The organism is Priestia sp. YIM B13491 (assembly GCF_042787605.1).
In the GTDB taxonomy this organism is placed as follows: domain Bacteria; phylum Bacillota; class Bacilli; order Bacillales; family Bacillaceae_H; genus Priestia; species Priestia megaterium_E.
The window spans coordinates 1-16,979 of sequence record NZ_JBHZOR010000020.1; the positions used below are offsets into that span (position 1 = coordinate 1).

23 protein-coding genes are annotated in these 16,979 nt (G+C 34.2%); 16 read left to right on the top strand and 7 right to left on the bottom strand.

What is annotated here, in order from left to right; all coding sequences use genetic code 11:
• Positions 1-655: 655 nt before the first annotated feature.
• The 4 genes from ACFX4E_RS27125 to ACFX4E_RS27140 all read left to right on the top strand — a co-directional run bounded on the left by ACFX4E_RS27125 (position 656) and on the right by ACFX4E_RS27140 (position 1,813).
• The gene (locus ACFX4E_RS27125; RefSeq protein ID WP_377259784.1) at positions 656-1,024 is read left to right on the top strand and encodes a DinB/UmuC family translesion DNA polymerase; all 369 of its coding nucleotides are present in this window, start codon (positions 656-658) and stop codon (positions 1,022-1,024) included.
• Between the two features lie 13 nt (positions 1,025-1,037).
• Positions 1,038-1,298, top strand: coding sequence for a YolD-like family protein (locus tag ACFX4E_RS27130; protein WP_377259787.1), 261 nt, complete (start codon positions 1,038-1,040; stop codon positions 1,296-1,298).
• A 115-nt stretch (positions 1,299-1,413) separates the two neighbouring features.
• The gene (locus tag ACFX4E_RS27135; protein ID WP_377259790.1) at positions 1,414-1,563 is read left to right on the top strand and encodes a hypothetical protein; all 150 of its coding nucleotides are present in this window, start codon (positions 1,414-1,416) and stop codon (positions 1,561-1,563) included.
• Between the two features lie 73 nt (positions 1,564-1,636).
• Positions 1,637-1,813, top strand: coding sequence for a DUF8096 family protein (locus ACFX4E_RS27140; RefSeq protein WP_483879952.1), 177 nt, complete (start codon positions 1,637-1,639; stop codon positions 1,811-1,813).
• Between the two features lie 124 nt (positions 1,814-1,937).
• Here the strand turns inward: ACFX4E_RS27140 and ACFX4E_RS27145 are convergent, their stop codons facing one another.
• The 4 genes from ACFX4E_RS27145 to ACFX4E_RS27160 all read right to left on the bottom strand — a co-directional run bounded on the left by ACFX4E_RS27145 (position 1,938) and on the right by ACFX4E_RS27160 (position 4,067).
• Positions 1,938-2,114: a hypothetical protein gene (locus tag ACFX4E_RS27145; RefSeq protein ID WP_155404213.1), complete on the bottom strand. Its 177-nt coding sequence runs from the start codon at positions 2,112-2,114 to the stop codon at positions 1,938-1,940.
• A 357-nt stretch (positions 2,115-2,471) separates the two neighbouring features.
• The gene (locus ACFX4E_RS27150; RefSeq protein WP_279400986.1) at positions 2,472-2,606 is read right to left on the bottom strand and encodes a hypothetical protein; all 135 of its coding nucleotides are present in this window, start codon (positions 2,604-2,606) and stop codon (positions 2,472-2,474) included.
• 15 nt (positions 2,607-2,621) lie between these two features.
• A complete protein-coding gene (locus ACFX4E_RS27155; RefSeq protein WP_230932183.1) occupies positions 2,622-3,524 on the bottom strand; it encodes a permease in 903 nt (300 codons plus the stop codon).
• 90 nt (positions 3,525-3,614) lie between these two features.
• On the bottom strand, positions 3,615-4,067 hold the full coding sequence (locus ACFX4E_RS27160; protein WP_116516819.1) for a MarR family winged helix-turn-helix transcriptional regulator: 453 nt from the start codon (positions 4,065-4,067) through the stop codon (positions 3,615-3,617).
• A 200-nt stretch (positions 4,068-4,267) separates the two neighbouring features.
• Here ACFX4E_RS27160 and ACFX4E_RS27165 point away from each other — a divergent pair, with 200 nt between their 5' ends.
• From ACFX4E_RS27165 to ACFX4E_RS27175, 3 genes are read left to right on the top strand one after another with little or no spacing between them, the layout of a single operon-like run.
• Positions 4,268-4,561: a carboxymuconolactone decarboxylase family protein gene (locus tag ACFX4E_RS27165; RefSeq protein WP_377259797.1), complete on the top strand. Its 294-nt coding sequence runs from the start codon at positions 4,268-4,270 to the stop codon at positions 4,559-4,561.
• An 11-nt stretch (positions 4,562-4,572) separates the two neighbouring features.
• Positions 4,573-5,796 (top strand): ATP-grasp domain-containing protein, encoded by a 1,224-nt coding sequence (locus tag ACFX4E_RS27170; protein WP_377259799.1) that lies wholly within the window; start codon positions 4,573-4,575, stop codon positions 5,794-5,796.
• Positions 5,797-5,798: 2 nt separating this feature from the next.
• On the top strand, positions 5,799-6,089 hold the full coding sequence (locus ACFX4E_RS27175; RefSeq protein ID WP_221816174.1) for an ArsR/SmtB family transcription factor: 291 nt from the start codon (positions 5,799-5,801) through the stop codon (positions 6,087-6,089).
• Between the two features lie 16 nt (positions 6,090-6,105).
• Here the strand turns inward: ACFX4E_RS27175 and ACFX4E_RS27180 are convergent, their stop codons facing one another.
• Positions 6,106-7,359 carry a helix-turn-helix domain-containing protein gene (locus ACFX4E_RS27180; protein WP_377259802.1) on the bottom strand — a complete coding sequence of 418 codons (1,254 nt, stop codon included), beginning with the start codon at positions 7,357-7,359 and terminating at the stop codon, positions 6,106-6,108.
• A 580-nt stretch (positions 7,360-7,939) separates the two neighbouring features.
• Here ACFX4E_RS27180 and arsL point away from each other — a divergent pair.
• From arsL to ACFX4E_RS27205, 5 genes are all read left to right on the top strand, one after another.
• A complete protein-coding gene (gene arsL / locus ACFX4E_RS27185) occupies positions 7,940-9,214 on the top strand; it encodes an arsinothricin biosynthesis radical SAM protein ArsL (RefSeq protein ID WP_377259805.1) in 1,275 nt (424 codons plus the stop codon).
• A 13-nt stretch (positions 9,215-9,227) separates the two neighbouring features.
• A complete protein-coding gene (locus ACFX4E_RS27190; RefSeq protein WP_243405974.1) occupies positions 9,228-9,947 on the top strand; it encodes an aquaporin in 720 nt (239 codons plus the stop codon).
• 19 nt (positions 9,948-9,966) lie between these two features.
• On the top strand, positions 9,967-11,076 hold the full coding sequence (locus ACFX4E_RS27195) for a GTP-binding protein (RefSeq protein ID WP_116516813.1): 1,110 nt from the start codon (positions 9,967-9,969) through the stop codon (positions 11,074-11,076).
• Between the two features lie 13 nt (positions 11,077-11,089).
• Positions 11,090-11,473 (top strand): ArsD-related vicinal cysteine protein VcpD, encoded by a 384-nt coding sequence (gene vcpD, locus ACFX4E_RS27200; RefSeq protein WP_047751978.1) that lies wholly within the window; start codon positions 11,090-11,092, stop codon positions 11,471-11,473.
• A gap of 124 nt (positions 11,474-11,597) precedes the next feature.
• Positions 11,598-12,740: an inorganic phosphate transporter gene (locus ACFX4E_RS27205; RefSeq protein ID WP_377580050.1), complete on the top strand. Its 1,143-nt coding sequence runs from the start codon at positions 11,598-11,600 to the stop codon at positions 12,738-12,740.
• A gap of 91 nt (positions 12,741-12,831) precedes the next feature.
• Here ACFX4E_RS27205 and ACFX4E_RS27210 read toward each other — a convergent pair whose 3' ends face one another.
• Together ACFX4E_RS27210 and ACFX4E_RS27215 are read right to left on the bottom strand one after the other, a co-directional pair.
• Complete coding sequence (locus ACFX4E_RS27210; RefSeq protein ID WP_047751976.1) at positions 12,832-13,260, bottom strand: ArsI/CadI family heavy metal resistance metalloenzyme; 429 nt, start codon at positions 13,258-13,260, stop codon at positions 12,832-12,834.
• 79 nt (positions 13,261-13,339) lie between these two features.
• Positions 13,340-13,633 (bottom strand): ArsR/SmtB family transcription factor, encoded by a 294-nt coding sequence (locus tag ACFX4E_RS27215; RefSeq protein ID WP_195697079.1) that lies wholly within the window; start codon positions 13,631-13,633, stop codon positions 13,340-13,342.
• Positions 13,634-14,008: 375 nt separating this feature from the next.
• Here ACFX4E_RS27215 and ACFX4E_RS27220 point away from each other — a divergent pair, with 375 nt between their 5' ends.
• The 4 genes from ACFX4E_RS27220 (at position 14,009) to arsC (ending at position 16,864) form a co-directional block, all read left to right on the top strand.
• Positions 14,009-14,497, top strand: coding sequence for an arsinothricin resistance N-acetyltransferase ArsN1 family A (locus ACFX4E_RS27220; RefSeq protein ID WP_195694660.1), 489 nt, complete (start codon positions 14,009-14,011; stop codon positions 14,495-14,497).
• Between the two features lie 256 nt (positions 14,498-14,753).
• A complete protein-coding gene (locus ACFX4E_RS27225; protein ID WP_195694661.1) occupies positions 14,754-15,104 on the top strand; it encodes an ArsR/SmtB family transcription factor in 351 nt (116 codons plus the stop codon).
• 15 nt (positions 15,105-15,119) lie between these two features.
• Complete coding sequence (locus ACFX4E_RS27230) at positions 15,120-16,418, top strand: arsenic transporter (RefSeq protein WP_377259812.1); 1,299 nt, start codon at positions 15,120-15,122, stop codon at positions 16,416-16,418.
• 23 nt (positions 16,419-16,441) lie between these two features.
• The gene (gene arsC, locus ACFX4E_RS27235; protein WP_047751970.1) at positions 16,442-16,864 is read left to right on the top strand and encodes an arsenate reductase (thioredoxin); all 423 of its coding nucleotides are present in this window, start codon (positions 16,442-16,444) and stop codon (positions 16,862-16,864) included.
• Positions 16,865-16,979 lie beyond the last annotated feature (115 nt).

The following is a 16,979-nucleotide window of genomic DNA, read 5'->3' on the forward strand; positions in this document are numbered from 1 at the left end:
TCAAGCAATTGAGGATCAAATAAAAAAAACAGCTTAAGACTTAACTTTTTTGTGTCCAAATTATTGACTCAAATCCATAATTCTCCTATTGTCTTATCTAAAATTAACAAAGTCTTTATTCCCCCTTTAGCTTTTATTTGTTGAAATCATTAGGTAATATTTTTTGAAAATGCATAAACAAAATAAATTACTTGAGTTAGAGGATAGGAAATATTAAGCATAGGTATTTAATAATGTAAATAACATGTTTTTAATCCTTCATCGTTACTTTAATTATAGGACAAAAAAACTATAAAAAGGAATAATATATAAATTTTAAATAAGATATTATTGAAAATTTAAATCTTTCTAGCCCTAGGATAAGTTAGATTCTTGTTTACTTTAAAAATACAAAGTTTTAAGGAATGAAGAGGGTACAAAATTATCTTCTATGCTTTGTAGCCTATTGAGGTATTTCCTATAACAAATTTACTCAAAATCAAAAAGAAGAAGCCTGTATCTAAGCAGATACAGGCTTTTTATCAATCTATCTTTAAGTTGTTATTCACTTAAATGACAAGGGGAAGTAAAGGAATGGTTACCTATTTTAAAATTAAGGTTACTTCCTTATCTAAATATGAAGATGTAAAAGTTACTGTTTGTTCATTTTCCCATTGTGCATCATATATCCATTGGCTATAGCAAACAAACAGGTGGAGGCTTCTCTAGGCAAAAGAAAATGGGGAGAGCTTCAAACTTAAGCCAAGATATCTTTCCATATTGTTTAACCATACTACATACATTTGATAGTGGCATGCCGATTCGCTCCATTGGCATTTACTTATCCAACACAAGTATTCAAGAAGAGGAGCAAATGAGCTTGTTTGAGGACATCGAACAGCGTGAAAGAGCCTATGCTCTTGCGAAAACAATTGATGAGCTTCGAATGCGTTATGGAAAGAATAGTTTGCTGCGGGCTTCAAGCCATCTAGAGCATTCAACAGCCCGTTATCGAAATGGCTTACTTGGAGGACACAAAGCGTAAGGAGGACAGGAACATGGAATATAGAGAAAGGAAAAAATGGCTCCCTTTTGCTACGTTGCCAGAGCAATACATAGGGTTAAAGGAAATTATAGATAAGCAATCAGAAGTAGCTCAACCTGTTTTAACAGAAGAGCAAATGGAACAGATGAATTTCACCTTAATTGAGGCCTTACATACCAATAAACCAGTGTATCTTACATATTATAAGAGATATAACAGAGACAGGGTTCATTCAGTTTGTTGCTTTGCTTGGAGATTTATTTATTTTCATTGATGACGTATTTGAGTTAAAGAACAAAATGAGGTTAAGTGCGCTCATTGATGTTCGTTTGGCTTAGTTCCTGAAGAAATCGTGTACAGGAAGCACTTATTTTGGTGGAGGTACATTCATGTACAATTTTAGAGTATACACGTTACGTGACGGTTCAAAGAGAATCATTAAACTAAAAGAAGGAGAATCCTTTAAACAGGAACTCCAAAAAGCCGGTATTCAAGAAACGCAAATTTTTCAGATGCAACTAGTGGAAAAAACAGAGTAATTTTAACATAGCCCTTCTATATGGACGTAAGTGTGTTAGTCTAAGGAAAGCCAAATAGAAAAGAGTGATCAACCTGGAAGAAATAAAAGAGCAAGAAATCGATCTAGATAAAGTGTATGACTATGCTGAATTTCCGGATAAAGTTAGTGGCAGATGTGATAATTGCAACTCAGCTTACTTCAAAAGTTCTGTAAAAGATGGCATTTTCTTACGTGAATGTCGAGAATGTGGAATGAAGAAGAGTATCTAAAAAATACGTGGTTTCAATATATAACATCTGGTCCCTTGAGAGTTTGAAGGGGCCTTGTTGTTTGTATTTAATAAGATTAACTAAAGATGCTTGAGTTTAAATGAGGAAGCTAGACATTCAACAATTATGGTTTAGGCTCAATATAAGAAGGAAGCTCTTTCGGTTGGTTTGTCCCTGTTACCATTAAAAGATAAGTAAATACAAAGAATAGAAGAATTATCCCTATTACTAAAATGAAACGAAAAAACTTCTTGATTTTTCTATGTCTTCTGAACTCATAAAAATTAACAACATTATTCATACAAATCCTCCTCGTCTTATTTTTAAGAAACAAAGAAATAAAAAAGGAAGATAAAACCTCCCCACTTATAACTCATTAGGTAGTTTTATCTCCCAATATACCATTGTTTTACCTTTATTGTACTTAATATTTTAAATTGTCTGTTATTTATAGTGTTAGCAACATGGTACACAACATTGAGAATTAGACTTTGTGACATTGGAATTTCTGGATATAATACCTTTTATTTTTGAAAGATACTTCTCTTTAGCTAATGAATTAGTATCATGTCTCTGTTGACGAGATACATAATTCATCGCACGTTGTTCTTGCATGAGTATAAATTCTAGTTCATACATCATAATTACTCACTCCTTTTTAAGCTTCTTTCTTTTGCTCCTTATTAGCTTCACTTGAGCAACAAGTGCTCTTTTCTTCTTTTATCTCTACAATCTCGATAGTGCAGCAATCTTTTTCTTTCTTATTTCCTTTAAAAATTGACATTAATCCCATTTTTCTTCGCCTCCATTAAAGTTCTAATACTAAGAATAAATAGCCTGAAACAGTTGCCATCAAAAACACTGATACAACAAATGCACTTACCAATTTCTTATGGAAAATACTCTTCAACATAATGATTTCAGGTAAACTTGCACCAGCACCTCCTATTAGCAATGCCATAGTCGGAGCAATAGGGAATCCATTAACAAGTAAAGCTTGAGCAATTGGTAACATCGTTGATAGACGAATGTATAATGGAACTCCAATAATAGCTGCTAATGGGATAACCCACCATTGGTTCTGATCAGAAATAAATGTTAGGAAATTAGTTGGCACTGCCTCTTTAATAATTGCTCCTACGAATGCACCAATTAATATATATACGAGAACTGAACGAATTAAATCTATAGTTTCCTTAATGGATTCCTTAATGTTTAAAACAAGATCTTTTCTGCGGCGTTCATCTTGCTCTGGGAGATTTCCTTTAATCATGACTTTCTTAACTTGCTCTTTATAGTTTTTCTTATTTAAATACCATCCAATAATCATAGAGAATACAAAAGTTGTAACGGTATAAATAGCTGTTACCTTTACTCCATAGATATAAGCCATTAACCCTAAAATCCAAGGATCCAATAACGGTGAAGTAAATAAATATGTCATTACTGTTTGGAAAGGAACATTACGATTGAGCATAGTTACTAGTAAGGGAATAGTAGAACATGAACAGAACGGTGTTATAAAACCAAGTAGTGCACCTGCTAAGTTTCCTAGGAAAGGGTTTTTACTACCCATCCATTTCTCTACTTTTTCAAAAGGAACATAGGCTTGAATAAAACTAATGAAAAAAGAAATACCAAGGAATAAAACTAATAAGTTCTTACTTAAAGATAGAAACTCCAATAATACTTTGGTTACTAAATCTGGCATAAAGCATTCCTCCTAATTCATTTAAATTTCGAAACTATGTATATTTACAATAGTTGCAAAATACAACTATTACTTTTAGAAAAAGAGGCATTAACAGCAACTGCTGTTTTTCATAGCCCCTAAAATTAAATCAATACTTTCTAAAACTTGACCACGTTTATTTTCTGGTACGTTAGAAAGGATTTCTTGAATATATATATTCATCTGTTTAGCAATCTCATCTTCATATTGCTCACCTTCAGGAGTAAGCGTAATGGTTACATATCTACGATCAGTAGGGGATTGTATACGACTTACTAAGTTACGTTCTACCAATCCTTGAATGTGACGACTTAATGTACTGTTATCCAACCCTAAAGAAGAAGATAGTTCATTTAAAGATGGGGTTTTTGTGCGCTCCACTTCAAATAATATATGACTCTGTACTAAAGAAACCCCACAACATTGCGCACCTTCTTTTTCGAGTAAACCAAAGCGTCTAATTAGGATTTGAAGCATTTGACGAAATTGATGAGATTCTTTTCCCACTTCTACGTTGTTCATATTCTTTTCACCACACCTTATTTGCTTGTTGAAACAATTGTAAAATACAACTATTTCAATTGTCAATGATTAAATTGACATTTTTTTCAGAATTTTTTATTGACGGGTGTTGAAATAGATTATATTATTTAATTAACAAAATAAAACATTTTAATAAAAAATATAAAAATGTTAATAAAGTTAAAAGGAGTGTTAAATACATGTTAGCTTTAAATCAAAAATTAAATTCTTGTTTTGATACTTTCTTTACGGAAGCAGTCGAAGGGGGCACACTTCCAGAAAGAGAGAAAGTTGTAGCTATTTTAACTTCAGCTACTTTATTAAACGATCAGGATACGTTGAAGAACGCAGTTCTAACAGCTAAACAATTAGGTTTTACCAAGGAAGAAATCGGTCAAATAACGGGTATCGCGATTGCTGTGAATGCTCAAAAGTTAAGGGATCAAGTCGAGGTAAGGGTAGAAAGTAAAACATCTTCTACATGCTGCCAATAAGGAGTCAATCTATGGAGAATCAATATGTTATTTTAGTGAGTCCTAGGGATAATGAAGTTCAATTAGTAAAGGAGAAGGGCTATAAAATCATTTTATTAAGAAAAGAGATTTCATTTGATGAAATTTTTGATGTGGATATACCTGTTGAAATTGATTTAAATGACGAAGAAGCTGTGTTAGAAAAGTGTCTCCAACTAACTAATCAGCTAGAGGTCATTTCAGTTTTTACCATGAATGAGTATAGAATTCCCTTGGCATCTAAGATAAGTGAAATGCTGCAATTAAAGTATCAACTACCTTACGAAGCTAGTTTAAGATGTAGAAATAAAAAAATGGCTAGGCAAAAATTAAATGAAGCTGGTGTAGGAGAGGTCCAATATCGTCTTGTTACTTCAGACAGTAACTTGGAATTCCAACTTCAAGGCATGGAGTTTCCCCTTATTGTTAAACCTTCTAATGATTCAGGAAGTAAAAATGTTTACTTATGTAAGAACGAATCAGAAATAACAACAGCTATTAAACATATTGTGAAAAGCAAGAAAAATATTGTGGGCCAAACCATTGATTCAGACATACTTATTGAAGAGTTTTTAGATGGACCGGAGTTTAGTATTGAGTCTGTAACGGTTAATGGCCAAACTACTATTATTGGAATTACAAAGAAACTTGTAACTCCATATCCTCTTTCTATTGAAGTAGGACATGATTTCCCTGCAAACTTAAATACTAATGAAGAGAATGAAATTAAAAGGCTAGTAGAACAAAGCTTAGCTGCTTTAGATGTGGATTTTGCTGTTACTCATACTGAAGTCAAATTAACAGAGAAGGGTCCAAGAATAGTGGAAGTAAACGCTAGACCTGGAGGCGATGAGATTCCACACCTGGTAAAAGCAGTCACTGGAGTAGATCTTAAAGCTTTAGCTTTCCTTGTTACCTTAGGCAAAGGAATTGATTCCATAGATTTGTCTTCATCTACTGTTTCTTCTGCCTCCATTCGATTCTTGTTAGCAAATCAGGAAGGGAAAGTGTACTTCGATGAACAGTTCCAATCTGCTTCTATAAAAGAACAGAAGTGGTATGTTAACAATGGTGAATCAGTCCAACGAACCGAAAGTAATTTTAATCGTTTGGGTTATTTTATTGTCTATGGAGATGAGCAGAGTCCTTCATGTAGTAAAGCCGATTCTGTAGAAAAAGAATTATCTATAACAATTAAGAACCCATTGGAGATTTAATTATGCTTACAGGTGTTGAAAGTAAATTTAAAGCGCTTAGTGATAAGACTAGACTTGCACTTTTACAGGAAATTTCCTGTTGTAAGGAGTTATGTGTATCCGATTTGCAGGATAAATTTCAAATTTCTCAATCTAAGTTATCCTATCATTTAAAATTATTAGTTGAAGCAGGAATACTTATACGTTGTGAAAGAGGAACCTGGTGTTACTATAAAGTAGATGAGAAAGAAGTTAAACGTATCTTATCGCCAACTATCTACCAAGAAATCATAAAAAACAGTGAGTCAGAGTAACTCACTGTTTTTTGTATTAAAAGCATTCTTTGTAGGAATCTGCAGCTTTTTGGAAGTCTCCTAACTGGAAGTAAACATCAGCCACCTTTTTACAGACATAATCACAGGGCATAGATTGTTCTACTAAAATTCTTTTTGCTTCACTATAATTTCTTAATGATTCTTCTGTATTAGATAATTTACAATTAATATCTCCTAAAAGTTCAAATGCTTGTGCCTTATGTTTATTAACATCATTTATACCTATAATGTCTTCACATATAGAAGAAGCCTTTACATATTCTTCTTGTAAATAGTACACTCTTGCAAGCTCTACCTGCGCGTTCATAATTCTCGCTTCTTCTGCATTCAAATTCTTATAAATGTTTATAGCTGTTCTCAAATCAAGTTCAGCTTGATAATAGTCTTCTTGGTAAGAAAATAAAATTCCTAGGTTGGTATAGGTACCGGCCTCATGGTATTTATTTTCACTAAGTTTAAAGTATTTAAGAGCCCGTTCATAAGAACCTTTGGCATCTTTATAACGTTTTAACTCCATATTACAAATTCCCAGAGCCATAAAAATTTCTCCTGATTTATAAAAGGTGCCTAGACTGTCATTTAAGTCCCTTGCTTCTTCTAAAAAATTAATGGCAGAATAAAATTCCTTTAATTTACCGTGAACAACCCCTAAATTAACCAAGATGGATATTCTTATCATTCCACTAATTTGATCATAAATCATAATACGATAAGCCTTATTTAGAATATGAAGTGCTTTTTCATTATTATTAACCTGGCTATGGCTAGAGCCAAGAGAATCTAAAGAACGAAGCATTTCATTCGTATGTTTACCTTTTTCAAGCTTTGAAAAACTCTTTTCAAAGAAAGTAATGGCGTGGTTATAGTCTTTTTTATGCTCGTAATACTTTCCATGTATCCACATTAAAATACCTTTGTCATATTCATTTAAATCGTTCCGGGACAAATATTCTTTATTTTGAATAAATGCTTCAACTTTATCAAATGAATTCGCATTTACTTGGTTTTCTGCAGTTTTTATTTCTTTTTTTACTTGGGATAAAAGTAAATCTTTATTTTCTATAGTTTTAAAGAAATCATCGACTGTACAATCTAGTTTCTCGCTTAACTTTTCTAATACATCAAATGAAGGCTGAACAAGGCCTTTTTCGATCTGGCTTAGATAGCTTCTAGTAATGATGCCCTCTGATAAATCTTGCTGCGTTAACTTTGATTCTTTTCTTAATTCTTTTATGCGCTGTCCTAACATAAAAACTACCCCAATCTTTTCTTTATTTACCTATCTCTATTATTAACATTTTTGAACAAAATGTAAACAGTTTGTTAAATGTTCAAAATGTGTTGACAAGTAATTCCACATCTATTACTATTTACTTATGAATTAACATTTATAACAAAACTTACAACTTATTAAAAATGTTAACTGATGTTACATAGTGTGAAAAAGGAGGAAGATAAAGATAAAGTTTGAAGATTACTAGTTAGTAAGGTTAACACTTCCGTATTTATGATGACAGTTAGGGAAACTTAATTAAAATAATTTGAATATTCAAAAATGTTAGGGAGCGATGAAATTGAAGTATAAGACTTGGTTTATGAAAGCTACGATAGCAGCAGCCGTTATTATCATGATGGCAGACCCAGTTTGGCCACGAGTATAAGTAAGTAAAATAAAGTGTTAAGAGGAACTCAAAAATACTCTAATAATAGGAAATTAAAATTAAAATGAAACGTAAGATGTGGTTTATGAAAGCTACGATGGCAACAGCTACTATTATCATGATGACAGATCCAGCTTGGCCATAAGAAGAAATTAGGGGGATTAATTAATGAATATTTTACTAGTTTCAAATTTTGAAGGTGGCTTTCAACCAAATACTATTGCTACAGCAGCCACTCCTTTAATTAAAGCAGGTTTTAACGTTTCAGTTTTAGATACTTACGTTGAAGGCATAGTGGAAGAAAAGTTTTCTGATAAAGATTTAATCGCAATTTCCGTTCCGTTATTTGATGCAGTGCATGCTGGAATCGAGATCGCAAAACAGGTCGCAGATCTTAACCCAGAAGCCCACATAACCTTTTTTGGACAACATGCCACGATTAACGCTAATCGTTTAGCTGGAAAGTATAGTAACTCCTGTATTTGTGGGGAGTGGGAGCACCCATTAACCCTATTAGCTAAACATCTTTCTGGCGATGTACAAGAAAATATCCCAGGCTTATTAAGTGCAGAGCAAGCGATAAAAGGAGAATCCATACATCCTTACATGGCACGTAATCACCTAGACATACCTTCACGAGATTTATTACCACCATTGTATAAATACCCTCAAAAGCAAATTAATCATATTTTAGGATCGGAAGAAGTTGTAGGCTCTACTGAAATTGCAAGAGGCTGTCACCACAAATGCTTATACTGTTCAGTATTTGCAGCATACGACGGCAAAGTCATTTTAGTTCCAGAGGATATAGTGTTAACAGATATTCGAAATTTAGTTGCAGGGGGAATGACTCACCTTACATTCATTGATGCAGATTTCTTTAATGCAAAATATCATGGAATCAAAATTTTACGTAAACTTCACGAAGAATTTCCTGACTTAACATATGATTTTACCACTCGCGTAGATCACATCTTAGAAAATAAAGAAACTCTTTTAGAAATGAAGAACCTAGGAGTCAAATTTATTACCTCAGCATTAGAATTCCCATCTGAAGAAGTACTTGATGCGGTTGCTAAGGATACTACTGTTTCAGATATTGAGGAAGCAATTGCCTACTTAAGAGAGATTGATATCAAGTTGAATCCAACGTTTATCATGTTTAATCCGTGGACGAAATTTGAAGACCTTACGACATTCAGAACTTTTGTAGAGGATAATCAACTAGGAAATATAGTAGATCCAATTCAATATGAAACAAGACTATATTTGTATAAAGGTTCCCCATTATTAAATAAAGACTCTATTAAAGCCTTAGATTTAGAAGAACATGAATTTCACTACGATTGGAAACATCCAGATCCTCAATTGGACGAGCTTTATTTTGAAATGTTAACACCAGCTGAAGAGGGCATCTTTAAGCGATGCTGCTTGAAATGTTAAGGAGGAATAACTAGTGGCTGAGAAATCTATGGTAGCAGCTCCTGTTGGCCAAACGCATGTCTTGCCAAAGATAGACCCTTACGCAGAAACAAAGAAGAAACTGATAGCAGAGTTTATTGGAACCTATTTTCTTGTTTTTGCAGGGACAGGAGCAATTGTCGTCGACTCCCTTACAAAGAGTCTGACTCATGTTGGAGTAGCCTTCACATTTGGTTTGGTTGTATTGGCTTTAATTTATTCATTTGGACATATCTCAGGAGCTCACTTCAATCCAGCAGTCACACTCGCTTTTCTATTTCTTGGTGAAATCAACAAAAGAGAAGCTACACTATACCTTTTCACTCAATTAATCGCAGCCTCCGCCTCAAGCCTCACGTTATTACTTATGTTTGGGGACGTAGCGAACTTGGGAGCTACTCTGCCTAGTGGTTCTTGGACCCAAAGCTTTATTTTAGAATTCGTTATGACATTTGTACTCATGATGGTGATTTTAACATCAGCTGTACATGGTAAAGCAGTCAAAGCATTTGCTGGCATGGCAATAGGAGCAACTGTAGCTTTAGAAGCCATGTTTGGTGGTCCAATTAGTGGGGCCTCAATGAATCCTGCTCGATCATTTGGACCTGCAATCGTATCAGGTACAGTTAGTACGCTATGGATCTACCTAATAGCCACTGTATTAGGTGCCATTAGCGCTGCCTTCATTTATAAAATACTTCATGAAGAAGAGTAAATAATCAGGGGGAATGAAAATGAAAACTGCAAAATTAGTGTTACTTGGAGGATTTTTAGGAGCTGGTAAGACAACTACAATGATTAATTCTGCTTTAAAACTTGAGGAGCAAGGTTATCGTGTAGCCATTGTAACAAATGACCAAGGGAAAGAGTTAATTGATACTGAGCTAGCTCGCAAAAATGGTTTAGATACAAAAGAAGTAACAGGCGGTTGTTTCTGCTGTCAATTTGAAGACTTATATGAGAATTTAACTGGTTTATTAGAGGAAAAACAACCAGATGTCATCATTGCAGAAGCTGTAGGAAGTTGTACAGATTTAGCTGCTACTGTAATCCAGCCTTTAAAACAGTATTATTCAGAGCAATTTAAGACTGCGCCTTTAACAATTGTTGTAGATCCAGCTAGATTAATGCATGAGTTAAATGCCACAGATGAAACAAGACCTTCTTTTTCACAATCAGTCAGCTATATCTTTGAAAAACAGTTGGCTGAAGCAGATATCATTACGTTAAACAAATTAGATCGCTATTCTTCTGAGGAAGTTGAAAAATTATATAACTATTTACAACAACGTTATCCACAAACGGTCATTCAAACAATTTCCGCAGAAAGAGGAGATAACCTTGATGTTCTGACAGAAACTTGGTTAACAACAGATTTAGGTGGAGATAAAGTACTTGATATCGATTACGAACGCTATGCAGAGGGAGAAGCTCAATTAGCTTGGATGAATATTTTGGGTGATTTAAACTCTGATCAAGACGTAGATCCACGTCAGTGGGCTAAAAGCTTCCTAGATAAATTAAATGCCCACTTTATAAGAGAAAAAATGGCCATTGCACATTTAAAAGTACATGTAGGACTTGAAAATGGATATGTAAAGGCGAGTATGGTTCATACAGGCGATGAACCAACGTTTACGGAGGAAAATGTCAAAAATGCAAAACAACTAAGAGTTGTTTTAAATATCCGTATTGAAGCATCTCCAGCCATCTTAAATCTAGTTGTAGCAGATGCCATTGGAGCTTTAAATCAAGAATTTAGAACGAATTGGACTGAAACATACAATGAGTGCTTTAGTCCATTACCACCAAAACCAGTTCATCGTTTATACGAAGTAATGTAAGGAGGAGATATAAATGAAATCAAGCGATTTAATCGAAATTTTCCCAAGTGTACCAAATGTTCAAGGAGATTGTTGTGATACAGATTCTAATTTGGAAGTAGAAACTGATTGCTGTGAAGATAGTCAAAGCTTTTATGAAGAAAGCCTGGAATTAAAAGAGCAATTAAAAGAGCACTTTGATAAATCGGTAAATGTGCATCTTTATAATTATGATATTTCAATGGATCGCGTAATGGCTCAGAAAAAACTCAGCGAATTAATTAAACAAAGAGGATTTCAGCATATAAGCGAGGATACAATCCTTAAATATGTAACACCAGCTGTAGTTGTAAACGGGAACTTAATAAGCTTTGCAACTAAACCTCATCTAGAATTAGTAATAAAAGAAATTAACTAAGCGATAAGGAGCCAGCTTGCTGGCTCCTTATTCATAATAAGACCTATATATAAATAAAACATTGGCTTCTAAATAAAGAGATAAAATTCTTCAAAGGTAACAGACTATATCATAATGAAGGGGATTGAAGAAAGAGATGCAAAATCAAAAGATAAGTGAAGATATAGTAATTCAACCAAGGATAAGAAAGAAATTAAATTTTGGAACGAACCCTCTAACAGGCTTAATCATCTCAATTGTAACGACAAGCTTCTTTGTACTAATGAATATTGTTCCTACAAGTTCCTTTTTAACGTTTATAGGGTTATGTGTTGTCGCATGGTTAGCTGCAGAAAATGGAGGAAACGATGTTTCTAAAGGTGTGTCCTCGTTAGTAGCTTCTGGCTATGCGAGTGCGTTAACAGCTATTATATATGGTGTTATCATGACAGCAATTGGAGGAGTATGTTCCTTTTTTCTTGCTTCTAAATTAGTTGGTTTATTTACTGCAGGTTTAATGAATCCAGACTATCAACTTACAGGCATTATGGCTTTAGCTATGGCTTTAGGAGCAACTCTTTGGGTAGCACTTGCCACTAAATTCTCGTTACCTGTTTCTACAACTCATGCCATTATCGGAGCAGTCATTCTAGTTGCATGTATTTCACAGGGGGTATCTAGTGTTTTATGGGGGAATCTTGGAAGTAAATTTGTTTTACCATTACTTCTTAGTCCTGTATTAGGTTTATGTATAGCTTGGTTACTTAATTTATTTATAGACAAAATTAAAATTAATCCCCAAGTAGGAAAAGGTATTGCGTGGATATCTAGTGGCTTAATTTGTTTTGTTCGATCAGTCAATGATACGCCAAAAATTGTAGCCATTGCTTTACTAGTCTCAGTGTTAAATGGTTCCTCAGAACAAAGCAATACCTTACCATTTTCATTCTTCATTTTAGTCACGGTAGCAATGAGCCTAGGGAGCTTAATTAAAGGGCTGCCAGTCACAGAATTGTTAGCAAAAAAAGTGACCAAATTAGATGAAAATAGCTCCTTATCAGCAGTGTTCACTACCACCTCATTAGTTATGGCATCGAGTCAATTTGGATTACCAGCTTCTACAACCCACGTAAGTACTTCTTCTATTATTGGAGCTGGATTAAAGAATGGACGAAAAGCAATGAATTTCGGAGTTATTAAAGAAATTATTCTATCATGGGTAGTTACTTTACCAGGAGCCGGGATTATTGCAATGGTCTTCTACTACATTCTAAAGTTACTCCTTTAACAGCTATTATATCTTTATACGATTTCCGAAGTAGAAGAACATGTTAGAGATTCAAAAAAAGCCTGTCTCCTTGAAGAGGCAGGCTTTTCATTTAACAACAAGTTTTAGGGGCTTTTTCATTTGGCCCTACATTGGAGCTAATTTTATGAACATCACTATTTGCTTTAGTGTAAAAGAATTCCCATTCATTTCCGTCCGGATCTGTTACCCAAAATTTATCTTGAACAGCATAACAACAAGTTGTATCCATCTCTTCACGAGCAAAGAATCCTTCTTTCTCTAATCGTTCTTTATGAGCAATTACTTCTTCTGCATCATTAACTTGGAATCCAAAGTGGTTGACTTGGTTCCCGTTTACCTCATCACGTACGTTTAGAGTAAAGTTAAGTCCTGGTTCATCTAATAGAAATTTCGCATAGTCTTCTTTTATCTTCTCAGGTTTTATGCCAAATACCTTTTGATAGAACTCAATCGATTGGTCTAAATTCGTTACGTTAATTCCTACATGAACATATTTCATTTAAAATTCCTCCTTAGTAATATAAGCACTACGTTAAATCAAAAAAAATTGATATATTCGGTAAAAAATAAGGATAAAATTATCCTTTTTCATTTTTAAATAAACAACGTAGCTCCTCAGACAATAAATGATTTAGCTCTTCGTTGTTTAGATCATAGTAATTCCAAGTTCCCTTTTTTTCTTTTGTAATCAAGTTAGCATCCAATAAAATCTTCAAGTGATAGGATAGTTTTGACTGGGATATACCAAAGAATTCAGTTAAATCACACACACATGTTTGACCTCGTTGACAAAGCTCATGCATAATTTCTAGTCTTTTTTGATCCGCAAGAGCTTTAAACTTTTGTTCGTATTGTTCAAATGTTTGCTTCATATCTTTTACTGTATCCATTACTCTTCTCCTTAATCAACTTTTTTTGATTTAATAGGTAAATGTATTGTATGCTTTTTCAAAATTTGTATACGTAGTTTTTCCGCGTAACATTGGATCATCATGAAAAAAACGTTTGAATATAAGGGTTTTAGCTTCGTTTTTGTCTATATTTTGTGTATTGACGACTAATCGGAAATAAGCATGAAAATACTCTACAGATAGGTTTCCTGAATTGTTAATTCTCATATTTTAACCTCACATTGAATGAATCAAAATTTCTTGATGTATTAATCATATCAAAAAAATTACAGAAATCAATTAATACATCAAAAAAAATTGATATAATAATTAAAGACTTAAGATAGGGGGAGTTTTATGAATGTTCGAATCATGAAAGAAGAGGATTTACCACAAGTTTTAAGTATTTATAACGAAGGAATTGAAGACAGAATTGCTACTTTAGAGGAGGATGTAAAGGATTTACCTTACATAAAAGAATGGTTGTATCATCGCAATGATCGGTATGAGGTTATTGTGGCCGAAAGAGAAGGAGAAATAGTCGGATGGGCTTCTTTAAATCCCTATTCTCATCGTTGTGCATATAATGGCGTAGCTGATGTATCCGTCTATATTCAACGTGAGAGTCGAGGAAAGGGGATTGGAAAAGCTTTATTGCACACCTTAGAAATTATCGCAAAGAAAAATAATTTTCATAAGCTAGTTCTCTCGACTTTTCCTTTTAATGAAGCAGGTCAGAAACTATACCGTAGTTTGGGGTTTCGAGAAGTTGGCGTTTTTTATGAACAAGGAATATTAGACGATCAGCATGTAGATGTGATGGCAATGGAGAAAATCCTTAAATAATTCGTAAAATCCTCTAAGGAATAATCTTGGGGGATTTTTCACATATAAGTAGAAGTTGATGTGAAGGTTAATTATTACATAAATTTCTTTATATATAAGTGAACAGTTAGATGGGTGCATGATAACAAGATGGGACTGATCTAAATTATTTAATCAAAAGGGTTGTAAATGTTTTAAAAAGCAAGTATATTAATACACATAAACATATAAGCAAATTATTATATATTAATTCTAGTTAACTAGGAGGTGTATGTACGTGGGTGTGAAAACAGTAGTTGAAATTGAAAAAGCAGCTCAAATTCTAAAATTGTTGGGTGATAAAACGCGCCTATCAATGATGAAGCTTTTACAAACAAATGAATGCTGTGTTTGCGAATTAGTAGAAATCTACAAGGCTAGTCAGCCATCCATTAGTCAGCATTTACGCAAGTTAAAAGATATTGGTTTAGTGAAGGAAAAACGAAAAGGACAATGGATTTTTTATTCTCTTAACGAAGCACATGAAAATCACGATTTTATAATCAGTTTGCTTGCTTCATTACCAAGTCAAGATGAACGTTTAACTGAATTAGAAAAACAAGGCTTACGTATTAGTTGTTGTGAGTAATTGGAGGTTTAAAAATTGACATCAGTTGTCCTGGCGTCACTGATCTTTTTAGTGACATTAGTTTTTGTTATTTGGCAACCTAAAAACCTATCTATAGGTTGGTCAGCCTGTGGGGGAGCCGTCCTGGCTTTGCTGGCAGGAGTCGTTGATTTTCAAGATGTTCTGGATGTAACAAGCATCGTATGGAATGCGACCCTCACATTTATCGCAGTTATTATTATTTCCTTAATTTTAGATGAAATTGGTTTCTTTGAATGGGCAGCATTGCATATGGCAAGAGCTGCAGGTGGCAATGGTGTTCGTATGTTTGTATATGTTTCGCTACTTGGAGCCGTTGTTGCAGCCTTATTTGCGAATGATGGAGCAGCCTTAATTTTAACGCCGATTGTACTGGCAATGGTTCGCGCATTAAAGTTTGAAGATAAAATGGTCTTTCCATTTATAATTGCAAGTGGATTTATTGCAGATACAACGTCATTACCACTTGTGGTTAGTAACTTAGTTAATATCGTATCAGCTGATTTTTTTGGTATTCGATTTTCTGAGTTTGCATCACGTATGATTGTGCCAGATTTGTTCGCACTCTTCTCAAGCATTATTGTTTTATATCTATACTTCCGCAAAAGTATTCCTAAGAAGTACAATGTTGCGGATTTACAGAAACCAGTCGATGCGATTAAAGATGAAAAGATGTTCCGATTATCTGGGATAGTACTCGTTATTCTAGTCCTTGGTTACTTTGTTGGTGAATTTTTCGATATTCCGGTATCTCTCATTGCAGGAATTATTGCTGTTTTCTTCTTAGGAATAGCAAGAACAAGTCCAGCAGTGGAAACAAAAACAGTATTAAAAGGAGCACCGTGGGCCATTGTCTTTTTCTCCATCGGTATGTATGTCGTGGTATACGGTTTACGTAATGTTGGTCTAACAGAAGTGCTAGCCGATGTGATTCAAGCAACAGCCGATCAAGGCCTGTTTGCAGCAACCATTGGCATGGGCTTTATTGCAGCCATTCTTTCATCCATCATGAACAATATGCCAACCGTTATGATTGATGCCCTTGCGATAGACGCAACACATACAACAGGAATGATTAAAGAAGCACTTATTTACGCCAATGTTATTGGATCAGATTTAGGTCCGAAAATCACGCCAATCGGTTCTCTTGCCACACTCTTATGGCTTCATGTTCTTTCTACAAAAGGCGTGAAAATCTCATGGGGAACCTATTTCAAAACAGGTATCATTTTAACCATTCCAACACTGTTTATTACACTTGTTGGTTTATATATTTGGTTACTTATTATTTCATAACATTTCTAAAGGAGATTTGACACATGTCTAAAAAAACACTTTATTTCTTATGTACAGGTAACTCTTGCCGTAGCCAAATGGCAGAAGGTTGGGCAAAAAAACATCTAAATAATGAAGAATGGGATGTACGCAGTGCAGGTCTGGAAGCACATGGGCTAAACCCCAATGCTGTCAAAGCGATGAAAGAAGCAGGCATTGATATTTCGAATCAAACATCTGATGTTATTGATCCTGAAATTTTAAATAATGCGGATTTAGTCGTCACGTTATGTGGTCACGCAGCAGATCACTGCCCAGTAACGCCTCCTCATGTAAAACGTGAACACTGGGGATTTGATGATCCAGCAAAAGCAGAAGGAACAGATGAAGAGAAATGGGCATTCTTCCAACGTGTACGTGATGAAATCGGAGAGCGTATTCACCGTTTTGCTGAAACAGGTAAATAATCATTAAAATTAAATAGCCGGGAGAGTTTCTCTCGGCATATCCTTTATCTTTTATATAAGTATATTATTATAAACTACTTTTAAAAAGGTATAGTCTACATAAAGGGAGATGAAA